At 60.5% G+C, this 16787-nt stretch carries 15 protein-coding genes and 2 tRNA genes; 10 read left to right on the plus strand and 7 right to left on the minus strand.

Annotated features, from left to right (window positions below; all coding sequences use genetic code 11):
* Positions 1-84: 84 nt before the first annotated feature.
* Positions 85-161: transfer RNA gene (locus GSQ82_RS08095), tRNA-Arg, on the minus strand.
* 188 nt (positions 162-349) lie between these two features.
* Between GSQ82_RS08095 and ispG the strand changes: the two genes are divergently transcribed.
* Positions 350-1582, plus strand: a complete 1233-nt coding sequence (gene ispG / locus GSQ82_RS08100; protein WP_158791787.1) for a flavodoxin-dependent (E)-4-hydroxy-3-methylbut-2-enyl-diphosphate synthase — start codon at positions 350-352, stop codon at positions 1580-1582.
* Between the two features lie 30 nt (positions 1583-1612).
* On the opposite strand, the gene GSQ82_RS08105 is transcribed toward ispG, so the two are convergent.
* Positions 1613-2194: a TetR/AcrR family transcriptional regulator gene (locus tag GSQ82_RS08105; protein WP_158791788.1), complete on the minus strand. Its 582-nt coding sequence runs from the start codon at positions 2192-2194 to the stop codon at positions 1613-1615.
* 113 nt (positions 2195-2307) lie between these two features.
* Positions 2308-2799 carry an Lrp/AsnC family transcriptional regulator gene (locus GSQ82_RS08110; protein ID WP_158791789.1) on the minus strand — a complete coding sequence of 164 codons (492 nt, stop codon included), beginning with the start codon at positions 2797-2799 and terminating at the stop codon, positions 2308-2310.
* Positions 2800-3003: 204 nt separating this feature from the next.
* Between GSQ82_RS08110 and hutH the strand changes: the two genes are divergently transcribed.
* From hutH to GSQ82_RS08145, 7 genes are all read left to right on the plus strand, one after another.
* Positions 3004-4527, plus strand: a complete 1524-nt coding sequence (hutH, locus tag GSQ82_RS08115) for a histidine ammonia-lyase (protein ID WP_254061501.1) — start codon at positions 3004-3006, stop codon at positions 4525-4527.
* Positions 4524-6203, plus strand: coding sequence for a urocanate hydratase (hutU, locus tag GSQ82_RS08120; protein ID WP_158791790.1), 1680 nt, complete (start codon positions 4524-4526; stop codon positions 6201-6203). Before hutH ends, hutU begins: the two co-directional genes overlap by 4 nt.
* On the plus strand, positions 6200-7420 hold the full coding sequence (gene hutI, locus GSQ82_RS08125) for an imidazolonepropionase (RefSeq protein ID WP_158791791.1): 1221 nt from the start codon (positions 6200-6202) through the stop codon (positions 7418-7420). The genes hutU and hutI overlap by 4 nt, the downstream gene beginning before the upstream one ends.
* Positions 7417-8808, plus strand: a complete 1392-nt coding sequence (locus GSQ82_RS08130) for a formimidoylglutamate deiminase (RefSeq protein ID WP_158791792.1) — start codon at positions 7417-7419, stop codon at positions 8806-8808. Before hutI ends, GSQ82_RS08130 begins: the two co-directional genes overlap by 4 nt.
* Complete coding sequence (gene argE / locus GSQ82_RS08135) at positions 8805-9965, plus strand: acetylornithine deacetylase (protein ID WP_158791793.1); 1161 nt, start codon at positions 8805-8807, stop codon at positions 9963-9965. The genes GSQ82_RS08130 and argE overlap by 4 nt, the downstream gene beginning before the upstream one ends.
* 136 nt (positions 9966-10101) lie before the next feature.
* Positions 10102-10178, plus strand: a tRNA-Val gene (locus GSQ82_RS08140).
* A 185-nt stretch (positions 10179-10363) separates the two neighbouring features.
* Complete coding sequence (locus tag GSQ82_RS08145) at positions 10364-10693, plus strand: energy transducer TonB (protein ID WP_158791794.1); 330 nt, start codon at positions 10364-10366, stop codon at positions 10691-10693.
* 8 nt (positions 10694-10701) lie between these two features.
* Here GSQ82_RS08145 and GSQ82_RS08150 read toward each other — a convergent pair whose 3' ends face one another.
* Positions 10702-11184 carry a hypothetical protein gene (locus GSQ82_RS08150; RefSeq protein WP_158791795.1) on the minus strand — a complete coding sequence of 161 codons (483 nt, stop codon included), beginning with the start codon at positions 11182-11184 and terminating at the stop codon, positions 10702-10704.
* Between the two features lie 269 nt (positions 11185-11453).
* Here GSQ82_RS08150 and GSQ82_RS08155 point away from each other — a divergent pair, with 269 nt between their 5' ends.
* Positions 11454-12428: a glycosyltransferase family 2 protein gene (locus GSQ82_RS08155; protein ID WP_158791796.1), complete on the plus strand. Its 975-nt coding sequence runs from the start codon at positions 11454-11456 to the stop codon at positions 12426-12428.
* Between the two features lie 38 nt (positions 12429-12466).
* Here the strand turns inward: GSQ82_RS08155 and GSQ82_RS08160 are convergent, their stop codons facing one another.
* The 3 genes from GSQ82_RS08160 to GSQ82_RS08170 all read right to left on the minus strand — a co-directional run bounded on the left by GSQ82_RS08160 (position 12467) and on the right by GSQ82_RS08170 (position 15284).
* Positions 12467-13048 carry a hypothetical protein gene (locus GSQ82_RS08160; protein ID WP_158791797.1) on the minus strand — a complete coding sequence of 194 codons (582 nt, stop codon included), beginning with the start codon at positions 13046-13048 and terminating at the stop codon, positions 12467-12469.
* Between the two features lie 182 nt (positions 13049-13230).
* A complete protein-coding gene (locus GSQ82_RS08165) occupies positions 13231-14265 on the minus strand; it encodes an LLM class flavin-dependent oxidoreductase (protein ID WP_158791798.1) in 1035 nt (344 codons plus the stop codon).
* Positions 14265-15284, minus strand: a complete 1020-nt coding sequence (locus GSQ82_RS08170) for a RimK family alpha-L-glutamate ligase (protein WP_158791799.1) — start codon at positions 15282-15284, stop codon at positions 14265-14267. Before GSQ82_RS08170 ends, GSQ82_RS08165 begins: the two co-directional genes overlap by 1 nt.
* Before the next feature lie 189 nt (positions 15285-15473).
* Here GSQ82_RS08170 and GSQ82_RS08175 point away from each other — a divergent pair, with 189 nt between their 5' ends.
* Entirely contained in the window at positions 15474-16442 is a 969-nt protein-coding gene (locus GSQ82_RS08175; protein WP_158791800.1) for a quinone oxidoreductase, read from the plus strand.
* Positions 16443-16787: the final 345 nt, after the last annotated feature.

Below are 16787 nucleotides of genomic sequence, written 5' to 3' on the forward strand. Positions count from 1 at the left end.
AGAGGCGCGGATACAGCCTTAAAGGCCGCCTCGCATCGGTAGACAGATCTCAATCCACACGTTGACCAGACTTATTAGGATTTGTGGTGGCCCGGGCAGGAGTCCAACCTGCGACCTTCGCGTTAGGAGTGCGCTGCTCTATGCAACTGAGCTACCGGGCCATGTTTTCGAGGGGCAGATCGCAACCTAGCTGTGATGCCAAGTATGCGAGGAACCACAGCTAGTGTATCCGATGTCGCAAGTAGAGGTTATACTCCACTGCTCTACGCAACTGGGCTTAGGGCCAGCAACGCTGGTGTATCAGGTGGCTTGAGTGCGGTGCAGTGATAAACTTGACAGTGGAGACTTTATGCCAGACATACAGCGTCGACGTGCGGTAACGGTAAATATTGGTGGTGTCCGGGTCGGTTCCGATGCACCCGTAGTAGTGCAGTCGATGACCAACACCGACACGGCCGACATAGAAGGCACCATTCAGCAGGTTGCCGCGCTCGCCCGCGCCGGCTCCGAGATGGTTCGCATCACCGTCAACAACGACGACGCCGCCAAAGCCGTGCCCTACATCGTCGAGGGTCTCGCAAAAAAAGGCTGGAACACCCCCATCATCGGCGACTTCCACTACAACGGCCACCAGCTCCTTACCAAGTATCCCGACACCGCCGAGACTTTGGCCAAGTACAGAATCAACCCCGGCAACTGCTCCATCGGCCGCAAGGACGACGACAACTTCCGCACCATGGTCGAGGTCGCCGTCAAGCACCAGAAGCCCGTCCGCATCGGCGTCAACTGGGGATCGCTCGACCAGGCTCTCCTCACCAAGATGATGGACGAAAACTCCAAGTCCGCAAATCCGCTGCCCGCGCGCGACGTCATGATGGAAGCGATGGTCGTCTCCGCTCTCGACAACGCAGCTGCCGCCGAGCGCTACGGACTCCGCCGCGATCAGATCCTGCTCTCCGCCAAGGTCTCCGGAGTACGCGACCTCATCGACGTCTACACCGAACTGGCGAAGCGTTGCGACTACGCGCTCCACCTCGGCCTCACCGAAGCCGGAATGGGCATGAAGGGAATCGTCGCCTCTGCCGCCGGTCTCGCCCCGCTCCTCCTGGCCGGCATCGGAGACACCATCCGCGTCAGCCTCACCCCCACCCCCGGTGGCGATCGTAGCGAAGAGGTTCGCTGCGGCCAGCAGATCCTGCAGTCGCTCAGTATCCGCAGCTTCATGCCTCAGGTCACCAGCTGCCCCGGCTGTGGCCGCACCACCTCCACCTACTTCCAGGAACTCGCCGAACGTATCCAAAGCTACCTTGTCGCCTCCATGCCCGAGTGGAAGAAGCAGTACCCCGGCGTCGAAGAGCTCAAGCTCGCCGTCATGGGCTGCATCGTCAACGGCCCCGGCGAATCCAAACACGCCAACATTGGCATCTCGCTCCCCGGAACCTTCGAAGAGCCCAAGGCCCCTGTCTACGTTGATGGAAAGCTATTCACCACTCTCAAGGGCGACCAGATCGTGGAGGAGTTTCAGGTTATCCTCAACGAGTACGTCGAGAAGCGCTACGGACGAGTACTGGTAGAGGTCTAAAACTCAAGCCTGCACCTACGCACCTGAGTTTCAAACACTCGCAACACTATGCGACAACGACTCAGCGACCGTATCGAGGATCTCCTCCGCCAGCGCGCTATCCGCCGTGCTTCGAGCCAGCACCAATCCTCCAACGAGGCTCGCGTATGCCGCAATCGCCCTCTTCCTGCGTACCACCTCTCCGCGCCCTGGAATAAAACCTTCAAGCGTCTGGATGAACCGCTGTAGCCCCTCCGTAACCACACGCCGAACCGTTACAGGTTGCCGCGCCAGCTCACCTCCAAGCGACGGAAAAAGGCAGCCCGCACCCGGATCTTTGCAGTGCCTCAGTGTCAGGTAGTTTTCCGTCAACGCCTGCAGCGGATCGCCCTTCGCCTCTGTCATCACCCGCTCCCACCTTGCCGCCGAATCACTCATCGCCCGCTCTGTAGCGCACGCAATCAGATCCTCTTTGGAAGCAAAGTGTCCATAGAATCCCCCATGCGTCAGCCCGGCCTCCTTCATCACCTCCGCAACGCCGATACCTTCAAAGCCTCGCTCCCGAAAACGCTTCGCTGCCGAAGAAAGGATCTTCTCACGATGCTCTACCATCCTCTCCCTGCTCACCCTCATCCCGAACCTCCTGAGCCCTCGGAACTTAGATGACGCAAACGCAGTTTGGCACCACGGGATAAGACAATCTTCGTGAGTTTGCTCCAGATAAGGGCCACCGTACGACTGCCGGATTATCTCTCCGAAGATCGTCCGGAGAGTCCGGCGTTCTTCAGCAGCCACGCCTCCTGTTGGCGAGAGACCGGCGTCGAAAGAACCATGCTCGTCGTTGGCATCCCATAGGGAAGCAGACGCTCAATCAACGGCTCCAGCTGGTCGATAGACGTAAGCATCACCTTGATCAGGAAAGCGTCGCCGCCCGTAATATGGTGGCACTCCTGTATCGCATCGATAGTGGGCAAAAACTTCAAAAATGGCCTATAGTGCGTGTTGTCACACGTCAGTCGAATGAACGCGATGACCGAGTACCCGAAAGCTCTCTCGTCCAGCAAAGCCCGGTATCCGAGGATGACCTTATCAGCCTCCAACTGGTGCACCCGTTCCGCAACTGCCGAAGGAGAGAGCCCCACCTTACGGCCAAGCTCCGCATAAGAAAGCCTGGCATCCGCGGCCAGCGCACACACAATGTTGTAATCAATCGAGTCGAGATCGTGAGCTGCTGCCATCAGGTGGATTCCCCTTACGTTGACATTCTTTTGAAGATTAGACACCAAACTAGATCGTTTTGTTGAACTTAGTACGTTCAATCCGCTGAAAATTGCACTTGATTTGCTCGATTGATTGGGCTACGTCTAAATTATCCGTTATTTCATCGGATATCGAGCCGTTTTTGCGGCGGAATCACATGGCCCATCACAGGCCCCTGAACTATGCTCCTCCATATGGTTCAATTGCAGGGAAATACACTTACTCTCCATGAGGTCATTCGCGTCGCGCGCACAGGCGAACAGGTCTCGATCTCAGCTCCGGCGCTCGCCCGGATGAAGACATCTCGCGCCAAGGTCGATCAAGCGCTGCGCAGCGATACCGCGGTTTACGCCCTTAACACCGGAGTCGGCCTGCTTGCAAACGTCCGTCTCGAATCCGCTGACATCGAACAGATGCAGGTAAATCTCGTGCGCTCCCATTGCTGCGGCGTCGGCGATCCGTTGCCCACCGACGTCGTTCGAGCGATGATGCTCATCCGTGCAAACATCCTTGCCATGGGTCTCTCCGGCATTCGCGCCGTAGTCGCTGAGCGTCTCTGCGATCTTCTGAATCACGGCATCACCCCGGTCGTCCCCATGCGCGGAAGCGTAGGCGCAAGCGGCGACCTCGCACCTCTTGCACACATGGCGCTGGCGTTGATCGGCGAGGGCGAAGCCTTTCTGGGCGGTCAGCGACTCTCCGCGGCGGAGTGCCTGCAACGCGTCGGCCTCGAACCTCTGAAGCTCCAGGGCAAAGAAGGCATCTCGCTGCTCAACGGAACCCAGGCGATGCTGGCTATCGGCTGCCTCCAGCTCCACGACCTCGACACCCTCTTCCAGTCGGCCCAGATCGCCTCCGCACTCACCCTGCAGGCTCTGCGCGGAACATCGGCTGCGTACGACGAACGCCTCCACGCCGCACGCCCACACCCCGGACAGGTCCATAGCGCAGCATCTCTCCGCGACCTGCTCGCAGGAGCCACACGCCACACCTCCAGCACCAAGGTCCAGGACGCCTACTGCCTGCGCTGCGTTCCCCAGGTACACGGCGCCGTATGGGATTGTCTCCGTCAGGCAGAGCGTGTCTTCGCCATCGAACTCAACAGCGCCACCGACAACCCCCTCCTCTTCGATGAAGACTTCATCTCCGGCGGCAACTTCCACGGCGCACCGTTGGCCCTCGTGCTCGACCAACTCGCCATCGCGCTCTGCCAGCTCGCCGGAATCTCCGAGCGGCGCACCGAACGCCTGATGAACCCCAGCCTCAACGAGGGTCTTCCCGCATTTCTCGCCGCTCACCCCGGAATCGAGTCCGGCCTCATGATGGCCCAGGTCACCTCCGCCGCGTTGGTCGCGGAGATGCGTGTTCTGGCCACTCCAGCCTCTGCATGCTCCATCCCCACCAGCGGCAATCAGGAAGACTTCGTCAGCATGGGCATGACCTCTGCCCTCAAGCTCATGCAGTCCGCCGCCCACTGCCGCATGGTGCTCGCGATCGAATGGCTCACAGCAACCCGAGCTCTCGACCTTCGCGGCGACCGCTTCGTCTCTCCTCTGCTCGATGCTGCCCGCAACGCCTTCCGCGTCGACTGCCCAGCGTGGGAACACGATCGCGTCATGTCCGGCATCATGGCAGATGCGGACCACTTTCTACTGACCGCAGACTGGTCCTCAATCCTCACCCCGCAGGAGGCACTTCAGGCATGAGCAGCTACACTCCCGTCCGCGCACCTCGAGGCAACACACGCACCGCACCCGGCTGGATTCAGGAAGCCGCCAAACGCATGCTGATGAACAACCTCGATCCCGAGGTCGCGGAGAGGCCGGAAGACCTCATCGTCTACGGCGGGCGCGGCAAGGCAGCGCGCAACTGGGAGGCCTACCACACCATCATCCGAACCCTCGACCGCCTGCAGAATCACGAGACCCTCCTCGTTCAGTCTGGAAAAGCAGTCGCTGTCCTCGAGACGCATCCCCTCGCTCCCAGGGTACTCATTGCCAACTCCAACCTCGTTCCTCACTGGGCTAACTGGGACGAGTTCGACAAGCTGGACCGCGCCGGTCTCATGATGTACGGCCAGATGACTGCAGGCTCCTGGATCTACATCGGAACCCAGGGAATCCTGCAGGGCACTTACGAAACCTTCCTCGGCGCCGCGCAAAAGTACTTCAACGGCTCTCTCAAGGGAACCATCACGCTCACCGCTGGCCTAGGCGGCATGGGCGGCGCACAGCCTCTCGCTGTAAAGCTTGCCGGTGGCGTCAGCATCTGCATCGAAGCGGACGAGACCCGCATCAAGCGCCGCATCGACACCCGCTATCTCGACGAGGTCGCCACCTCTCTCGATGACGCCATCACCCGCGCCAAAGCAGCTCGCGCCGAAGGCCGCGCCGTCTCCATCGGCCTCCTCGGAAATGCCGCAGCCATCCTTCCCAAGGTCGTGCAGAGCGGATTTGTTCCCGATATCGTTACAGATCAGACCAGCTCCCACGATCCACTCTACGGCTATCTTCCAATCAGCAAAGCCGATGAAGATCTTCAGGCCCAGCGAACCCGCGACCCCGAACAGTATCTCCAACGCGTGCGCGCCGACATCGCCCAGCACGTTCAGGCGATCCTCGAACTCCAGCGCCGCGGCTCCATCTGCTTCGACTACGGCAACAACCTCCGCGCCCAGGCCAAGATCGCCGGTGTCAACGATGCCTTCGACTATCCAGGCTTCGTCCCCGCCTTCATCCGCGACTCCTTCTGCGAGGGTCGCGGCCCCTTCCGCTGGGTCGCTCTCTCCGGCGATCCAGCCGACATTGCAGCCACCGACGCCGCCCTCATGGAGCTCTTCCCCGACGACGCCCGCCTCAATCAGTGGCTCCCGTGGGCGGGAAAACACGTAGCCTTCCAGGGTCTTCCCGCACGCATCTGCTGGCTCGGATATCGCGAGCGCGACCGTGCCGGCCTCCTCTTCAACCAGATGGTGCGCGATGGACGTCTCAAAGCCCCCATCGTCATCGGCCGCGATCATCTCGATGCAGGTTCGGTGGCCAGTCCCTACCGCGAGACCGAAGCCATGCTCGACGGCTCCGACGCAGTCTCCGACTGGGCTCTCCTCAACTTCGCAACCGGCATCGCCAGCGGAGCCGGATGGATGAGCTTTCACCACGGCGGCGGCGTCGGAATGGGCTACAGTCAACATGCAGGCCTGGTCGCAGTCGCCGACGGCAGTGACGAAGCAGAACAGCGACTCCGCCTCTGCCTCACCAACGACCCCGCGATGGGCATCATCCGCCACGCCGACGCCGGCTACGATAAAGCCAAGACCATGGCAGCCCAACGCGGCCTCGATCTTCCCAGCGTCGACCTCATAGGCATCGAAACAAAGAGATGACCAAGCTCCTCCGCAACATCTCGCAGCTCGTAACCCCGGAAGGCCCTGGCCCAAAACGCGGTGCAGCCATGGGCCATCTGCGCATCGTCAAGAACGCCGCAGTCGCCATCGACGCAGGCAAGATCTCGTGGATCGGCCCCGAGCACGAGTGGACCGGCAACGCCGAAGAGACAATCGACATCGGCAACCGCGCTCTCATCCCCGGCCTCGTCGATCCCCACACTCACGCCATCTGGGCAGGTGATCGGCTCGCCGACTTCGAAGCCCGCAGCGCCGGCGCAACCTACGAGCAGATCCTCGCAGCAGGCGGAGGCATCTGGCACACCATCCGCGAGACCGCCGGCGCAACCAGCGAGCAGATGGCCGCCCTCGCCCTGCCACGCATTTACGCACTCCTCCGCTCCGGTGCCACCACCATCGAAGTCAAATCCGGCTACGGATACACCCCAGCCTCCGAGCTTCGCATGCTCGAAGCCATCCAGCTTTTGCAGACGCAAACCCACGCACATCTCATCCCAACCCTCCTCATCCACATCTGCCCCAAAGACGCTGTTGAGCGCCACGAATACCGCGAAACAGTCTGCCGCGACCTCATCCCCGAAACATCTCGTCGCGGTCTCGCCACCGCCGTCGACATCTTCGTCGAACACCACTCCTGGAGCGCAAAGGATGCCCGTATCATCCTCACCTGCGCTCAGTCACACGGCTTCAAGATCAAACTCCACACCGAGCAGTTCCAGCGCATCGGCGGCGTCGAACTCGGCATAGAGCTCAAGGCCCTCAGCATCGACCATCTAGAAGCCTGCACACCCGATCAGTATCAAAGCATCGCCGCCTCCAACACCATCGCGACCATCCTCCCCGGCGTCAGCCTGCATCTCGGCCTGCCCACCGCACCCGGCCGCGCCCTCATCGACGCCGGAGCAGCCGTAGCCATCGGCACCGACCTCAACCCCGGCTCCAGCCCTCTCTTCTCCACCGCCGCCGCACTTGGCCTCGCCGTCCGCCTTACCGGCCTCACCGCCGCAGAGGCCCTCACCGCCTCCACAGTCAACGCCGCCGCTGCCCTCGGCCTCGCAAACTCCGGACGACTCGAAGTCGGCCAACCCGCCGACATGCTCGTCCTCGAAACCCCGGACTGGCGCGACCTCCCATACACCCTCGGACAAAACATGGTCAGCGAAGTTTGGATCGCCGGACAGAGGCAGCCAGCATGAACATCTCCTACCAGCCCGAACTCCTCTTCGTCGATGGCCGCTTTCACCAGCACTACGCCCTCGAAGTATCCAGCGACGGCACCATCGTTTCCGTCGGTCCAATCGCACAGAGTCGTACCGAAGCCTCCATCCATAAGCTCCCGGGTCGCGCCCTTCTTCCCGGCATGATCGACATCCACTCGCACTCCTTCCAACGCGCCCTGCGAGGCAAAGCCGAGTCCCGGCGCAGAAGCGGCCCTGACTTCTGGTCATGGCGCAACATCATGTATCGCTGCGCCCTCGCCCTTACGCCGGAGGAGATCTACGATGTAGCCCGCATGGCATTTCTCGAGATGGCACTGGCTGGCATCACCACCGTCGGCGAGTTCCACTATCTCCACCGCACCCCCACAGGCTCTCCCTACGACGACCCCAACCTGCTCGCCAAACAAGTCATCCGCGCCGCCGACAGCGTAGGAATCCGCATCGTCCTACTGCGTTGCGCCTACGTTCGCTCTGGCTTCGAGCTTTCGCCCGATCCCGGCCAGATCCGCTTCCTCGAGCTCGACGCCGAAAAATTCCTCCGCGACGCCGACACCCTCAGGAACGAGATCGCCGCGATGCCCGCCACCGTCACCTTCGGCCTCGCCCCACACAGCGTCCGCGCCGTCCCACGCGAGTACCTGCGCACCATCTCCTCCTGGGCGCACTCCCACGCGCTCCCTCTCCACATGCACGTGGCCGAGCAGCCCGCCGAGATCGACGCCTGCATCGCCGAGTACACCCTCACCCCATTCCACCTTCTCGATCAACTCGGACTTCTCACTCCAGACTTCACCGCCATCCACGCCATCCATCTCCAACCCGGCGAGATCGAACGCATGGCCCTCGGAAAGATCACCGTCGGCGCCTGCCCCACCACCGAGCGCAATCTAGGCGACGGCATCCTCTGCGCCGACGAACTGATCGACGCCGGAGTCTCTATCGCCCTCGGCACCGACAGCCACACCCAGACCGACGCACTCGAAAACGCCCGCGAGCTCGAGTCCAACCTGCGCCTCCGCCACCTCCAGCGCGCAGTCCTCGACGGCAGGCAAGGCGAACCCCTCCCCGCGCTCCTCTTCGACTTCGCCACCCGCAGCGGCGCGCGCTCCCTGCACGTAGACACCGGCACGCTCGAACCCGGCAAACCGGCGGACTTCTTCACCATCGATCTATCCGACTGCGCCATAGCGGGCAGCCTGCCCGAAGAGCTTCTCACCAACATCGTCTTCAGCATGTCCCCCGGCGCAATCCGCGACGTCGCCGTTGCCGGCAAACTCATCGTCAACCACAGTCAGCACCCCCAGCAGGTCGAGATCATCGAAGCCTTTCGCTGCGTCCAGCAGCGCCTCGGAGCCGAACTATGATCTCCGCCCGAGCAATCCTCGAGCAGCTAGTCGCCATCCCCAGCGTCTCGAATCAAACCAACCGTCCTCTCATCGAAGCCATACAGAAGATCCTCGAACCACTCGGCTGGCATCACCGTCTCTTCCCCTACAACGACGCCGCAGGAATCGAAAAACTCAACCTCATCGTCTCATCGCAACCACCGCAGCAGGGAAGCGAAGACCAGACGATCGAAGCCGAACTCGCCATCGTCTGCCACACCGACACCGTCCCCTTCAACACCGCATCCTGGCCCCACGCCACCCAGCTCCGCGAGCAGGACGGAATGCTCCACGGCTGCGGCTCCTGCGATGTAAAGGGTTTCCTCGCCTGCATCCTCGCCGCCGTCTCAGAGCTGGACGCAACCCACCTCCACCATCCCCTCTGCCTCGTCTTCACTGCGGACGAGGAGATCGGTTGCCGCGGAGCCCGCTTCCTAGTCGAGCAGAAAGCCCTCCACACCCGCTATGCCATCGTCGGCGAGCCCACCTCACTCACCCCCGCACACGCAGGCAAAGGCTACTGCCTCGCCTCAATCCATGTAAAGGGAAGCGCCGCCCACAGCGCCTATCCCGACGCCGGCCGCTCCGCCATCTTCGCCGCCGCCCGTCTCCTGCGCGAGATCGAACTCATCTCTCAGGAGCTCATACAGGATCGCAACGACGCCTTCTCGCCACCATGGACGACCATAAACGTCGGCGAGATCCACGGCGGCACCGCAAAAAACATCGTGCCCGCAGATTGCTCCTTCCTGCTTGAGTGGCGCCCCATCCCCGGCCAGCCAACCGACCTCGTTCTCAACCGTCTGCGCAGCATCATCGAAAGACTTTCCTCCGAAGAAGGCCCCAACAAGCTCGAAGCTGAGATCGAAGTCCTAAGACTCGAACAGGGCTTCGACACCAACCCTACCAGCCCGGTCGTTCGCGCCGTCCAGTTACCATCAAGCGCCCGCGCCCGCGCCCACACCATCGCCTTCGGCACCGAGGCTCCCTGGCTCGCACGCATGGGCGCAGAGGCCGTCGTCATCGGCCCCGGCTCGATGCTTACCGCACACAGCCCCCGCGAGTGCATTCCTCTCACAGAACTCGAAGAATGCGTCCAACTGTTGCGTACCGCCATCCATCAACTCTGCAACTGAAAAGGGCAGTATGAAGTCACTCCGCAACTAGATCTTCCATCGCCCGTCAGCAGATTTCGCAACCGTTTCCAGCCGAATGGATTGCATCCAGCTCCCCACTCCCATACACTAACTTAGTTGCTTCGGAATTGAGAACGGGCGGTTAGCTCAGCTGGTTAGAGCATCTCGCTTACACCGAGAGGGTCGGGGGTTCGAATCCCTCACCGCCCACCATCACACCATTCTTCTCATTCAAAGTAACCACTCCCCCCGGCATAAGTAACCCTAAAGATTAAGTACATAGCGCCGCGATGCAATACTTTGCATGCTGGAGCCTTTCGCTTGTGTTCCCTAGATTTAATTCGATTGCACTCATGATTTTTTAACTACGTGCGGATGCTCTTATGAGACGATGAGCCATGCGTCAGACATCCGGACTTCTCATGCTGGCCGTGTTCCTGCCGCTCCTGCCTGCGATGGCCCAGGGGATGCCGCCTGTCCTGCCTCCGCGCCTTATCAATATTCCAACGCCAAGTTGCAAAGCAGGGAACTGCCACGGCGCCCACGGTCTCGTCAGACTCATCGTGGATGTCATGCCTGATGGCAAAGTTGGCGACGTTCGGGCTGAGTTGGGCGATGACAGGCTAATCGAAGCCGCAACCGCCATTGCCTACCAGGCAGAGTTTCTCCCCGGCCGCTTCCAGGGCGAGCCCAAAAATATGAACTACGTCCTGAATCTCCACTTCTAACGGGGAGCCTATCGTCTGCCACACCCGGCACGATACACCTTTGGCTTCTTCCACTCCTCGTCAGTCGCAAAGATAATGCAGCTTTGGCCGGTCTCCGTATTCACCCGCCAGGTAAGGTTGCCCTGCCGATAAAGCTGATACTTGCCCGTGCCTGAAAACACCACCCCGTTCGGCGGATTCGGGCTGATCGTATCGCCTCCGGAAGCGCTGGTCTGCGCGTCTCCACTTCCACTCATCTGCGCCTGCGCGACCGCGGCCGAGGCCACCTGCGTCACCGGAGCAGACTGTTCCGTCACGGTCTCGGGCACCACAGGCCTCTCGCCGGACGGTACCGCTACCGGCTTCTCAGTCTTCTGGATCTCCATCGCGGAGTCCTTGGAAAACACATCGCCGCTCGCTCCCTCCCGTCGCACATCATAGGATGTGTAGCCGAGGTAGGCGAACAGCGCCACCACCAGCACCAGCACGATTACCAGAATGCGTCTTCCCATGTTTGCCTTCCTGCTCGTTCCTGGTGAACCAGCCGCGGTGCATCCGCCTCGGAACTACATCATAAACAAGAAGGTTATACGATGTCGCTCCACCTCATTCATCATCTCTCCCATCGCCGCGAAAAGCTGTAAAAAAGAGTTCCAACCACCGTTACCATCTCGTTACCGAATGTCATCGCGCCATTCAGTCGAAAAAAACTACATCTGCATGACCCCATAACGTCATTTCCATCATCTAAAAGATGTCACTTCGGGAGTATCATCTAACTGTGCCGAAATACTCGATCGTCGTTCCTTTTCATAACGAAGAAGAAAACGTGACCACACTCTACGACCGCCTCAAGGCCGTCATGGAGCATGTCAACGAGACCTTCGAACTCGTCTTCATCGACGATGGCTCCCGCGATTGCACCTATCGCCTCCTCGAAGAGATCGCTGCCGTTGACAGCCGCGTGCTCGTCATCAAGCTTCGCCGCAACTTCGGCCAGACCTCCGCCCTCGCCGCCGGCTTCGATCACGCCCAGGGCGATTTCATCCTCGCCATGGACGGCGATCTCCAGCACGACCCCGAAGAGATTCCCAACTTTCTCGCCAAGCTCGAAGAAGGCTACGACGTCGTCAGCGGATGGCGCTCTCAGCGCGGCGACAACTTCCTCCTCCGCCGCATCCCCTCCCGCGCAGCCAACTGGCTCATGGCCTTCCTCAGCGGCGTCAATATCCACGACTTCGGCACCACCTTCAAAGCCTACCGCCGCGAAGTCATCCAGAACATCCCTCTCTACGGCGAGATGCACCGCTTCATCCCCGCCCTGGCCTCCTGGTACGGAGCCAGCATCTGCGAGATCCCAATCTCCAACCCCGCACGCGAGTTCGGCAAGAGCCACTACGGCATCTCCCGCACCTTCCGCGTCTTCTTCGACCTTCTGACCATCCGCTTTCTGCTGCGTTATATGACGCGGCCGTTGCACTTCTTCGGCACCATAGGCGCCCTCGGCGTAGTCGGCGGCTCTGCCCTCGCCGCCTGGCTCCTGATTCTAAAGTTGATCACCGGTCAGCACATCATGGACGTCCACGGTCCCATCTTCGTCATCGCGGGAGTACTCATGCTCGCCGGAATTCAGATGATGGGTATCGGTCTCCTCGGAGAGCTTCAGGTGCGTCACTTCCACACTGCATCCCAGCGCGCACCCTACGCCGTCGATCGAATCCTGCGTCTGCGCTCAGAAGAGAGCCTCCTCCAGTAGCACACCTGTAACAAGCATCAGTTCAGGCTACTCTTCACCTACTGCGACACCTTCGCAGGAGTCTCATCTATCGCGGTTGATTTCTTCTCCAGCTGTTCCTCCGCCTGCCGGTTCGAGTCATTGAATGCCGACACGTCGAGATCTTTCTGGATACTGTCTCCCTCCAGCAGCGGATCCGTCAGCGTCTGCAGGTGCGCAGCAAAACTCTCCACACATCCTGCCGAAGCCGCCGAACTCCCCGGCGCCCTTGCCTCCGCGCGCAACGATCCCTCCAACCTCAACGTCTCATCCATCCCATAAGCAATCGCCGCAAATGAGTCAGGGTCTCTCAGCTCAAAGACATCCTCATGCAGCCTCGTCTCCCCCACAATCAACCCCGTCCGCGCATTCGCAAACGACTCCTTCCCGCATTCATTCACAATCGCCGCGGTCCCTGCCGCCGCCATCTCATCCGGTGTCCGCCGCGCCTTCCCCGAGTGCCGCACCCGCGCCAGCATATCGTGCATCTGCCGCCGTCCCGCACTCCCATCTCGACAACCAGTCGCCAGCAGCAACACCATCGCTCCCGCCGCTAGCGGCCAGCGTCTCCCCAGTCCTGATCTCCCGGACCCCAGCCACATACTCAAGCGCATCTCCTCGGACATCGGGCGCCGCCAGCGCCACCACAGCAGCAAGCACCCATGCTATGTCGCAAAGACTAACCTGTCCGCACCAGATCTCTCAAGCAAATTCAGCGACAGCCACCGCCATCCGTAATCAAATCGGCCACCACATTCCGGCGACGCACAAACGCGGGCAAATCCTAAACCTTAGCCGCAGCCCCCCGAATCACCTGAGCCCCAAACCGCTCCATCTCCTCCGCCTGCGGACTCGACTGCAACAGCACCAGATCCACCCCGACCACCGCAAACTCTTCCATCCGCTCCGACACCTGCTCCGGAGTCCCCACAAACCCGCAACGCAGCCCGCGATTCGATACCGAATAATCCTTCAATGAGATCTCTGTCTGCAGATTTGATCCCGTCACCCACTGCTCATAGTTCGCATACCCGCGCGCCGACTGCTTCACATCCGTAATCCGTTCCACCTCGCGCAGCGCCTCCGCCTCCGAGTCCCGCACAATCGCATATCCCGCCACGCCAAACGTCATCGGCCCCAACCCCAGCCTCTCGCGTCTCTCGCGCATGTCAGCAATCTTCGCCCCCACAGCCGCCGGAGCGTCCCCATGCATCAGGTAAGCGTCGCACTTCGACGCGATCAAATTCTTCGCCGTCTCCGACTCCCCGCCCGCATACAGCGTAGGTCTCGGCTTGCTCACCGGCTTCGGCGAAAGCACATTCTCCCGCACATCGTAGTAGCTTCCCATGTAAGAAAATCCCTGCGTCTTCCAGCATCCATCCACGACATCCAGCCACTCCGACGTCCGCGCATAGCGGTCGTCATGCTCGTCGAAGTGAACGCCATACTTCGTCGCCTCATCCTTCCACCAGCTTGAAACCACGTTCAACGTCAACCGCCCATGAGACATCTGGTCGATGCTCGCAGCCTGCTTCGCCAGCAGCGCCGGATTATGAAACGTAGGCCGCACCGCGACCATCAGCTCCAGCCTCTCCGTCACCGCAGCCAGCGCCGCCGTCGTCGACCACGCATCGAGCGAAGGAGCTTCTACGCCCTTAATATCATTCAGATTCAGCTCGGCGATCAGCGTCAGATCGTACCCAATCTTCTCTGCACGCACCGCCAGGTCGCGAACATACTCCCAGCTGGCCTCCATCCGTTCGTCGTCCACATTGCGCAGCCATCCACCAAACACCGGCAGCCAGAATCCATATCGCATTAGCGCCCAACCCCCGCCAACTCCTGCACCGCACCGCGACGCTCATTCACCATCTTGGCTTCAGCCTCCAGCCAATCCGCCAGCTTCACAAACGGGTCGAACCCGACCACCTTCTGCCCATCCGCTACGAAGTTCGACAGAGCATTGATGTCGTAATAAACCCTCACGCCATCACGGTCATCCACCATAAACTCCACGCCGCCTAGCTCAATTCCAGCCGCAGCCATCAGTCGCTCCACCTCTTCAATCACCTCCGGCGGAGTATCGAACGCCTCCACCGTCAGCCCATTCTTCGGCGCATCAATCGGGCAAGCCGCGCGATCCAGCTCCACGCCCAACGGCGTCTTGCAGATATCGGCAGGGCAAAGATCAAACGTCTCCCCGGTAATATGTATCCTGATCGCGTACAAATACTTCCCGTTCAACACCTCGACCCGAACAATGAACGACCCGCGCGCCGGCACAAACTCCTGCACCAGCCCAGTCGAATCCATCCCCAGCGTCAATCCGTTCTCGGTCGCCGAAGCCTCCGCTAGATGCTCCTTCGTGTGGAACTTCACCACACCGCTTCCACTTCCGCCAATATTCGGCTTCACCACAACAGGGAAGCGAAGCCCCTCTGCCGCAGCGCTCGCCTGCGTGGCTCGATGAATCACCCGCGCCTTCGGATACCCCAACCCCAGCGCATTCAGCATCGAAAGCTGCGCCGCCTTCGACAACTCACTCCGATAGGCCTTCACGCCATTCACTACCCGCACCCCGCGCCTCTCGAGATGCTCCAGGTACCCCAGCGTATAAAAGATCTGGTCGCCATGCCCGCGGTTCCACGCCGAAGGGCTCATCTTGTTCAGCACCAACGCGTACTTCTCTTCGGACTTGTCCTCAGGCCCATAGCTATGCTCCACCGCATCCAGCTTCACATAGTTGGTTCCGCGACGGTCAAGCTCCGCGAACAACGGCTTGAACCAGTTAGGCTGCTCATAATAGATCGCGATCGGCAACGACGGATGGCTAGGCATAGTCTCTTAATGTCCTTAAATGGGTCGAGTCGAATCGCCCAGGCTGTAACCGACAGACTACGCAACACCGCGCACGTCCGCCGAGATATCTCATATTCTAGATGAAGCAGGCCCACAAAAGCTTCAGGCTAAATTCCCACACCGGTCTCTCCTCTAAATCGTGTTGCTGTACCCTGATATCCAACAGCTATGCAAGCCATCCAGATCCTCACCACCGGTTCGGCCGACGTCCTCACTCTCCGCGACATCCCCACCCCCACCCCCGGCCCCGGCGAAGCCCTCATCCGCATCGAGGCCTCCGGCGTCAACTTCATCGACACCTACTTCCGCGAGGGCCGCTACCCCGCGCAACTCCCCTACACTCTCGGGCAGGAGGCAGCCGGCATCATCGTAGCCGTAGCCTCCGACGTCAGCACCTTCAAAGCTGGCGACCGCGTAGCCTGGTGCGGCATCCCCGGCACCTACGCCCAACTCGCCATCGCTTCCGCCGCCCGCCTCGTCTCCATCCCCGAAGGCATCAGCTTCCAGCAGGCCGCAGGCGTCCTCACCCAGGGCATCACCGCCCATTATCTCAGCCACTCCACCTACCCTATCCAACCCGGAGACGAGGTCCTCATTCACGCCGGAGCAGGCGGCACCGGCCTCCTCTTAATCCAAATGGCCAAGGCACGCGGAGCCCGGGTCTTCACCACCGTCTCCACCGAAGCGAAAGCCGAACTAGCCCGCGCCGCCGGAGCCGACGAGATTATCCTCTACACCCGCGAAGACTTCGCCGAAAAGGTCAAAAAGCTAGCCTCCGGCCCCGGACTCCCAGTCGTATACGACTCCGTAGGGAAAACCACCTTCGAAAAGTCCCTCACCGTCCTCCGCCCCCGCGGCCTCATGGTCCTCTTCGGAGGAGCCAGCGGAGCCGTCCCTCCCTTCGATCTCATCCGCCTCTCCACCATGGGTTCGCTCTTCGTCACCCGTCCAACCATGAAGGACTACATCGCCACCCGTGCCGACCTCGAATCCCGCGCCAAATACATCTTCGACGGCATATCCAGCGACACCCTCAAGCTCCGCCTCGAATACATCTACCCTCTGGCTGACGCCGCGCACGCCCACCGCGACCTCGAATCCCGCAAAACCACCGGCAAACTTCTCCTAATCCCCTAACCGCAACGCGTAAAAGAAACCGCTCCAACTCTTTCGCATCAAGCCCCAAAACAGAAAGTCTGACACGAGCTTATTCGCGTAAGCGCAATAAAATAAGCAACTTGATTTCTCGAGATGAGCCTTCTAAACCGTGGCGTATTAGTTTCTCCTAACGAGCTAGAATAGAAGTAGATAGAAAAAAGAGATAGGCCCGGCAACCGTCGGGGCCTATCTCTTTTGGAATGAAAATTTTGCTTGTAACGTCTTTGGTTAGAGTATTTTGCGAGATAGCATTTCGTTATCTTGATGAAAATAATGGACTTGAGCAAACTACCCGGGGGAGGGGATACCTTAGCAATCGTATTT

The organism is Granulicella sp. L60, assembly GCF_009765825.1.
Lineage (GTDB): Bacteria > Acidobacteriota > Terriglobia > Terriglobales > Acidobacteriaceae > Edaphobacter.

What these genes read in the sequence shown, in the direction of transcription:
- ispG (WP_158791787.1), top strand. Translation starts at nt 350, where the DNA reads ATGCCAGACATACAGCGTCGACGTGCGGTAACGGTAAATATTGGTGGT.
- GSQ82_RS08105 (WP_158791788.1), bottom strand. Translation starts at nt 2,194, where the DNA reads ATGAGGGTGAGCAGGGAGAGGATGGTAGAGCATCGTGAGAAGATCCTT.
- GSQ82_RS08110 (WP_158791789.1), bottom strand. Translation starts at nt 2,799, where the DNA reads ATGGCAGCAGCTCACGATCTCGACTCGATTGATTACAACATTGTGTGT.
- hutH (WP_254061501.1), top strand. Translation starts at nt 3,004, where the DNA reads ATGCTCCTCCATATGGTTCAATTGCAGGGAAATACACTTACTCTCCAT.
- hutU (WP_158791790.1), top strand. Translation starts at nt 4,524, where the DNA reads ATGAGCAGCTACACTCCCGTCCGCGCACCTCGAGGCAACACACGCACC.
- hutI (WP_158791791.1), top strand. Translation starts at nt 6,200, where the DNA reads ATGACCAAGCTCCTCCGCAACATCTCGCAGCTCGTAACCCCGGAAGGC.
- GSQ82_RS08130 (WP_158791792.1), top strand. Translation starts at nt 7,417, where the DNA reads ATGAACATCTCCTACCAGCCCGAACTCCTCTTCGTCGATGGCCGCTTT.
- argE (WP_158791793.1), top strand. Translation starts at nt 8,805, where the DNA reads ATGATCTCCGCCCGAGCAATCCTCGAGCAGCTAGTCGCCATCCCCAGC.
- GSQ82_RS08145 (WP_158791794.1), top strand. Translation starts at nt 10,364, where the DNA reads ATGCGTCAGACATCCGGACTTCTCATGCTGGCCGTGTTCCTGCCGCTC.
- GSQ82_RS08150 (WP_158791795.1), bottom strand. Translation starts at nt 11,184, where the DNA reads ATGGGAAGACGCATTCTGGTAATCGTGCTGGTGCTGGTGGTGGCGCTG.
- GSQ82_RS08160 (WP_158791797.1), bottom strand. Translation starts at nt 13,048, where the DNA reads ATGTGGCTGGGGTCCGGGAGATCAGGACTGGGGAGACGCTGGCCGCTA.
- GSQ82_RS08165 (WP_158791798.1), bottom strand. Translation starts at nt 14,265, where the DNA reads ATGCGATATGGATTCTGGCTGCCGGTGTTTGGTGGATGGCTGCGCAAT.
- GSQ82_RS08170 (WP_158791799.1), bottom strand. Translation starts at nt 15,284, where the DNA reads ATGCCTAGCCATCCGTCGTTGCCGATCGCGATCTATTATGAGCAGCCT.
- GSQ82_RS08175 (WP_158791800.1), top strand. Translation starts at nt 15,474, where the DNA reads ATGCAAGCCATCCAGATCCTCACCACCGGTTCGGCCGACGTCCTCACT.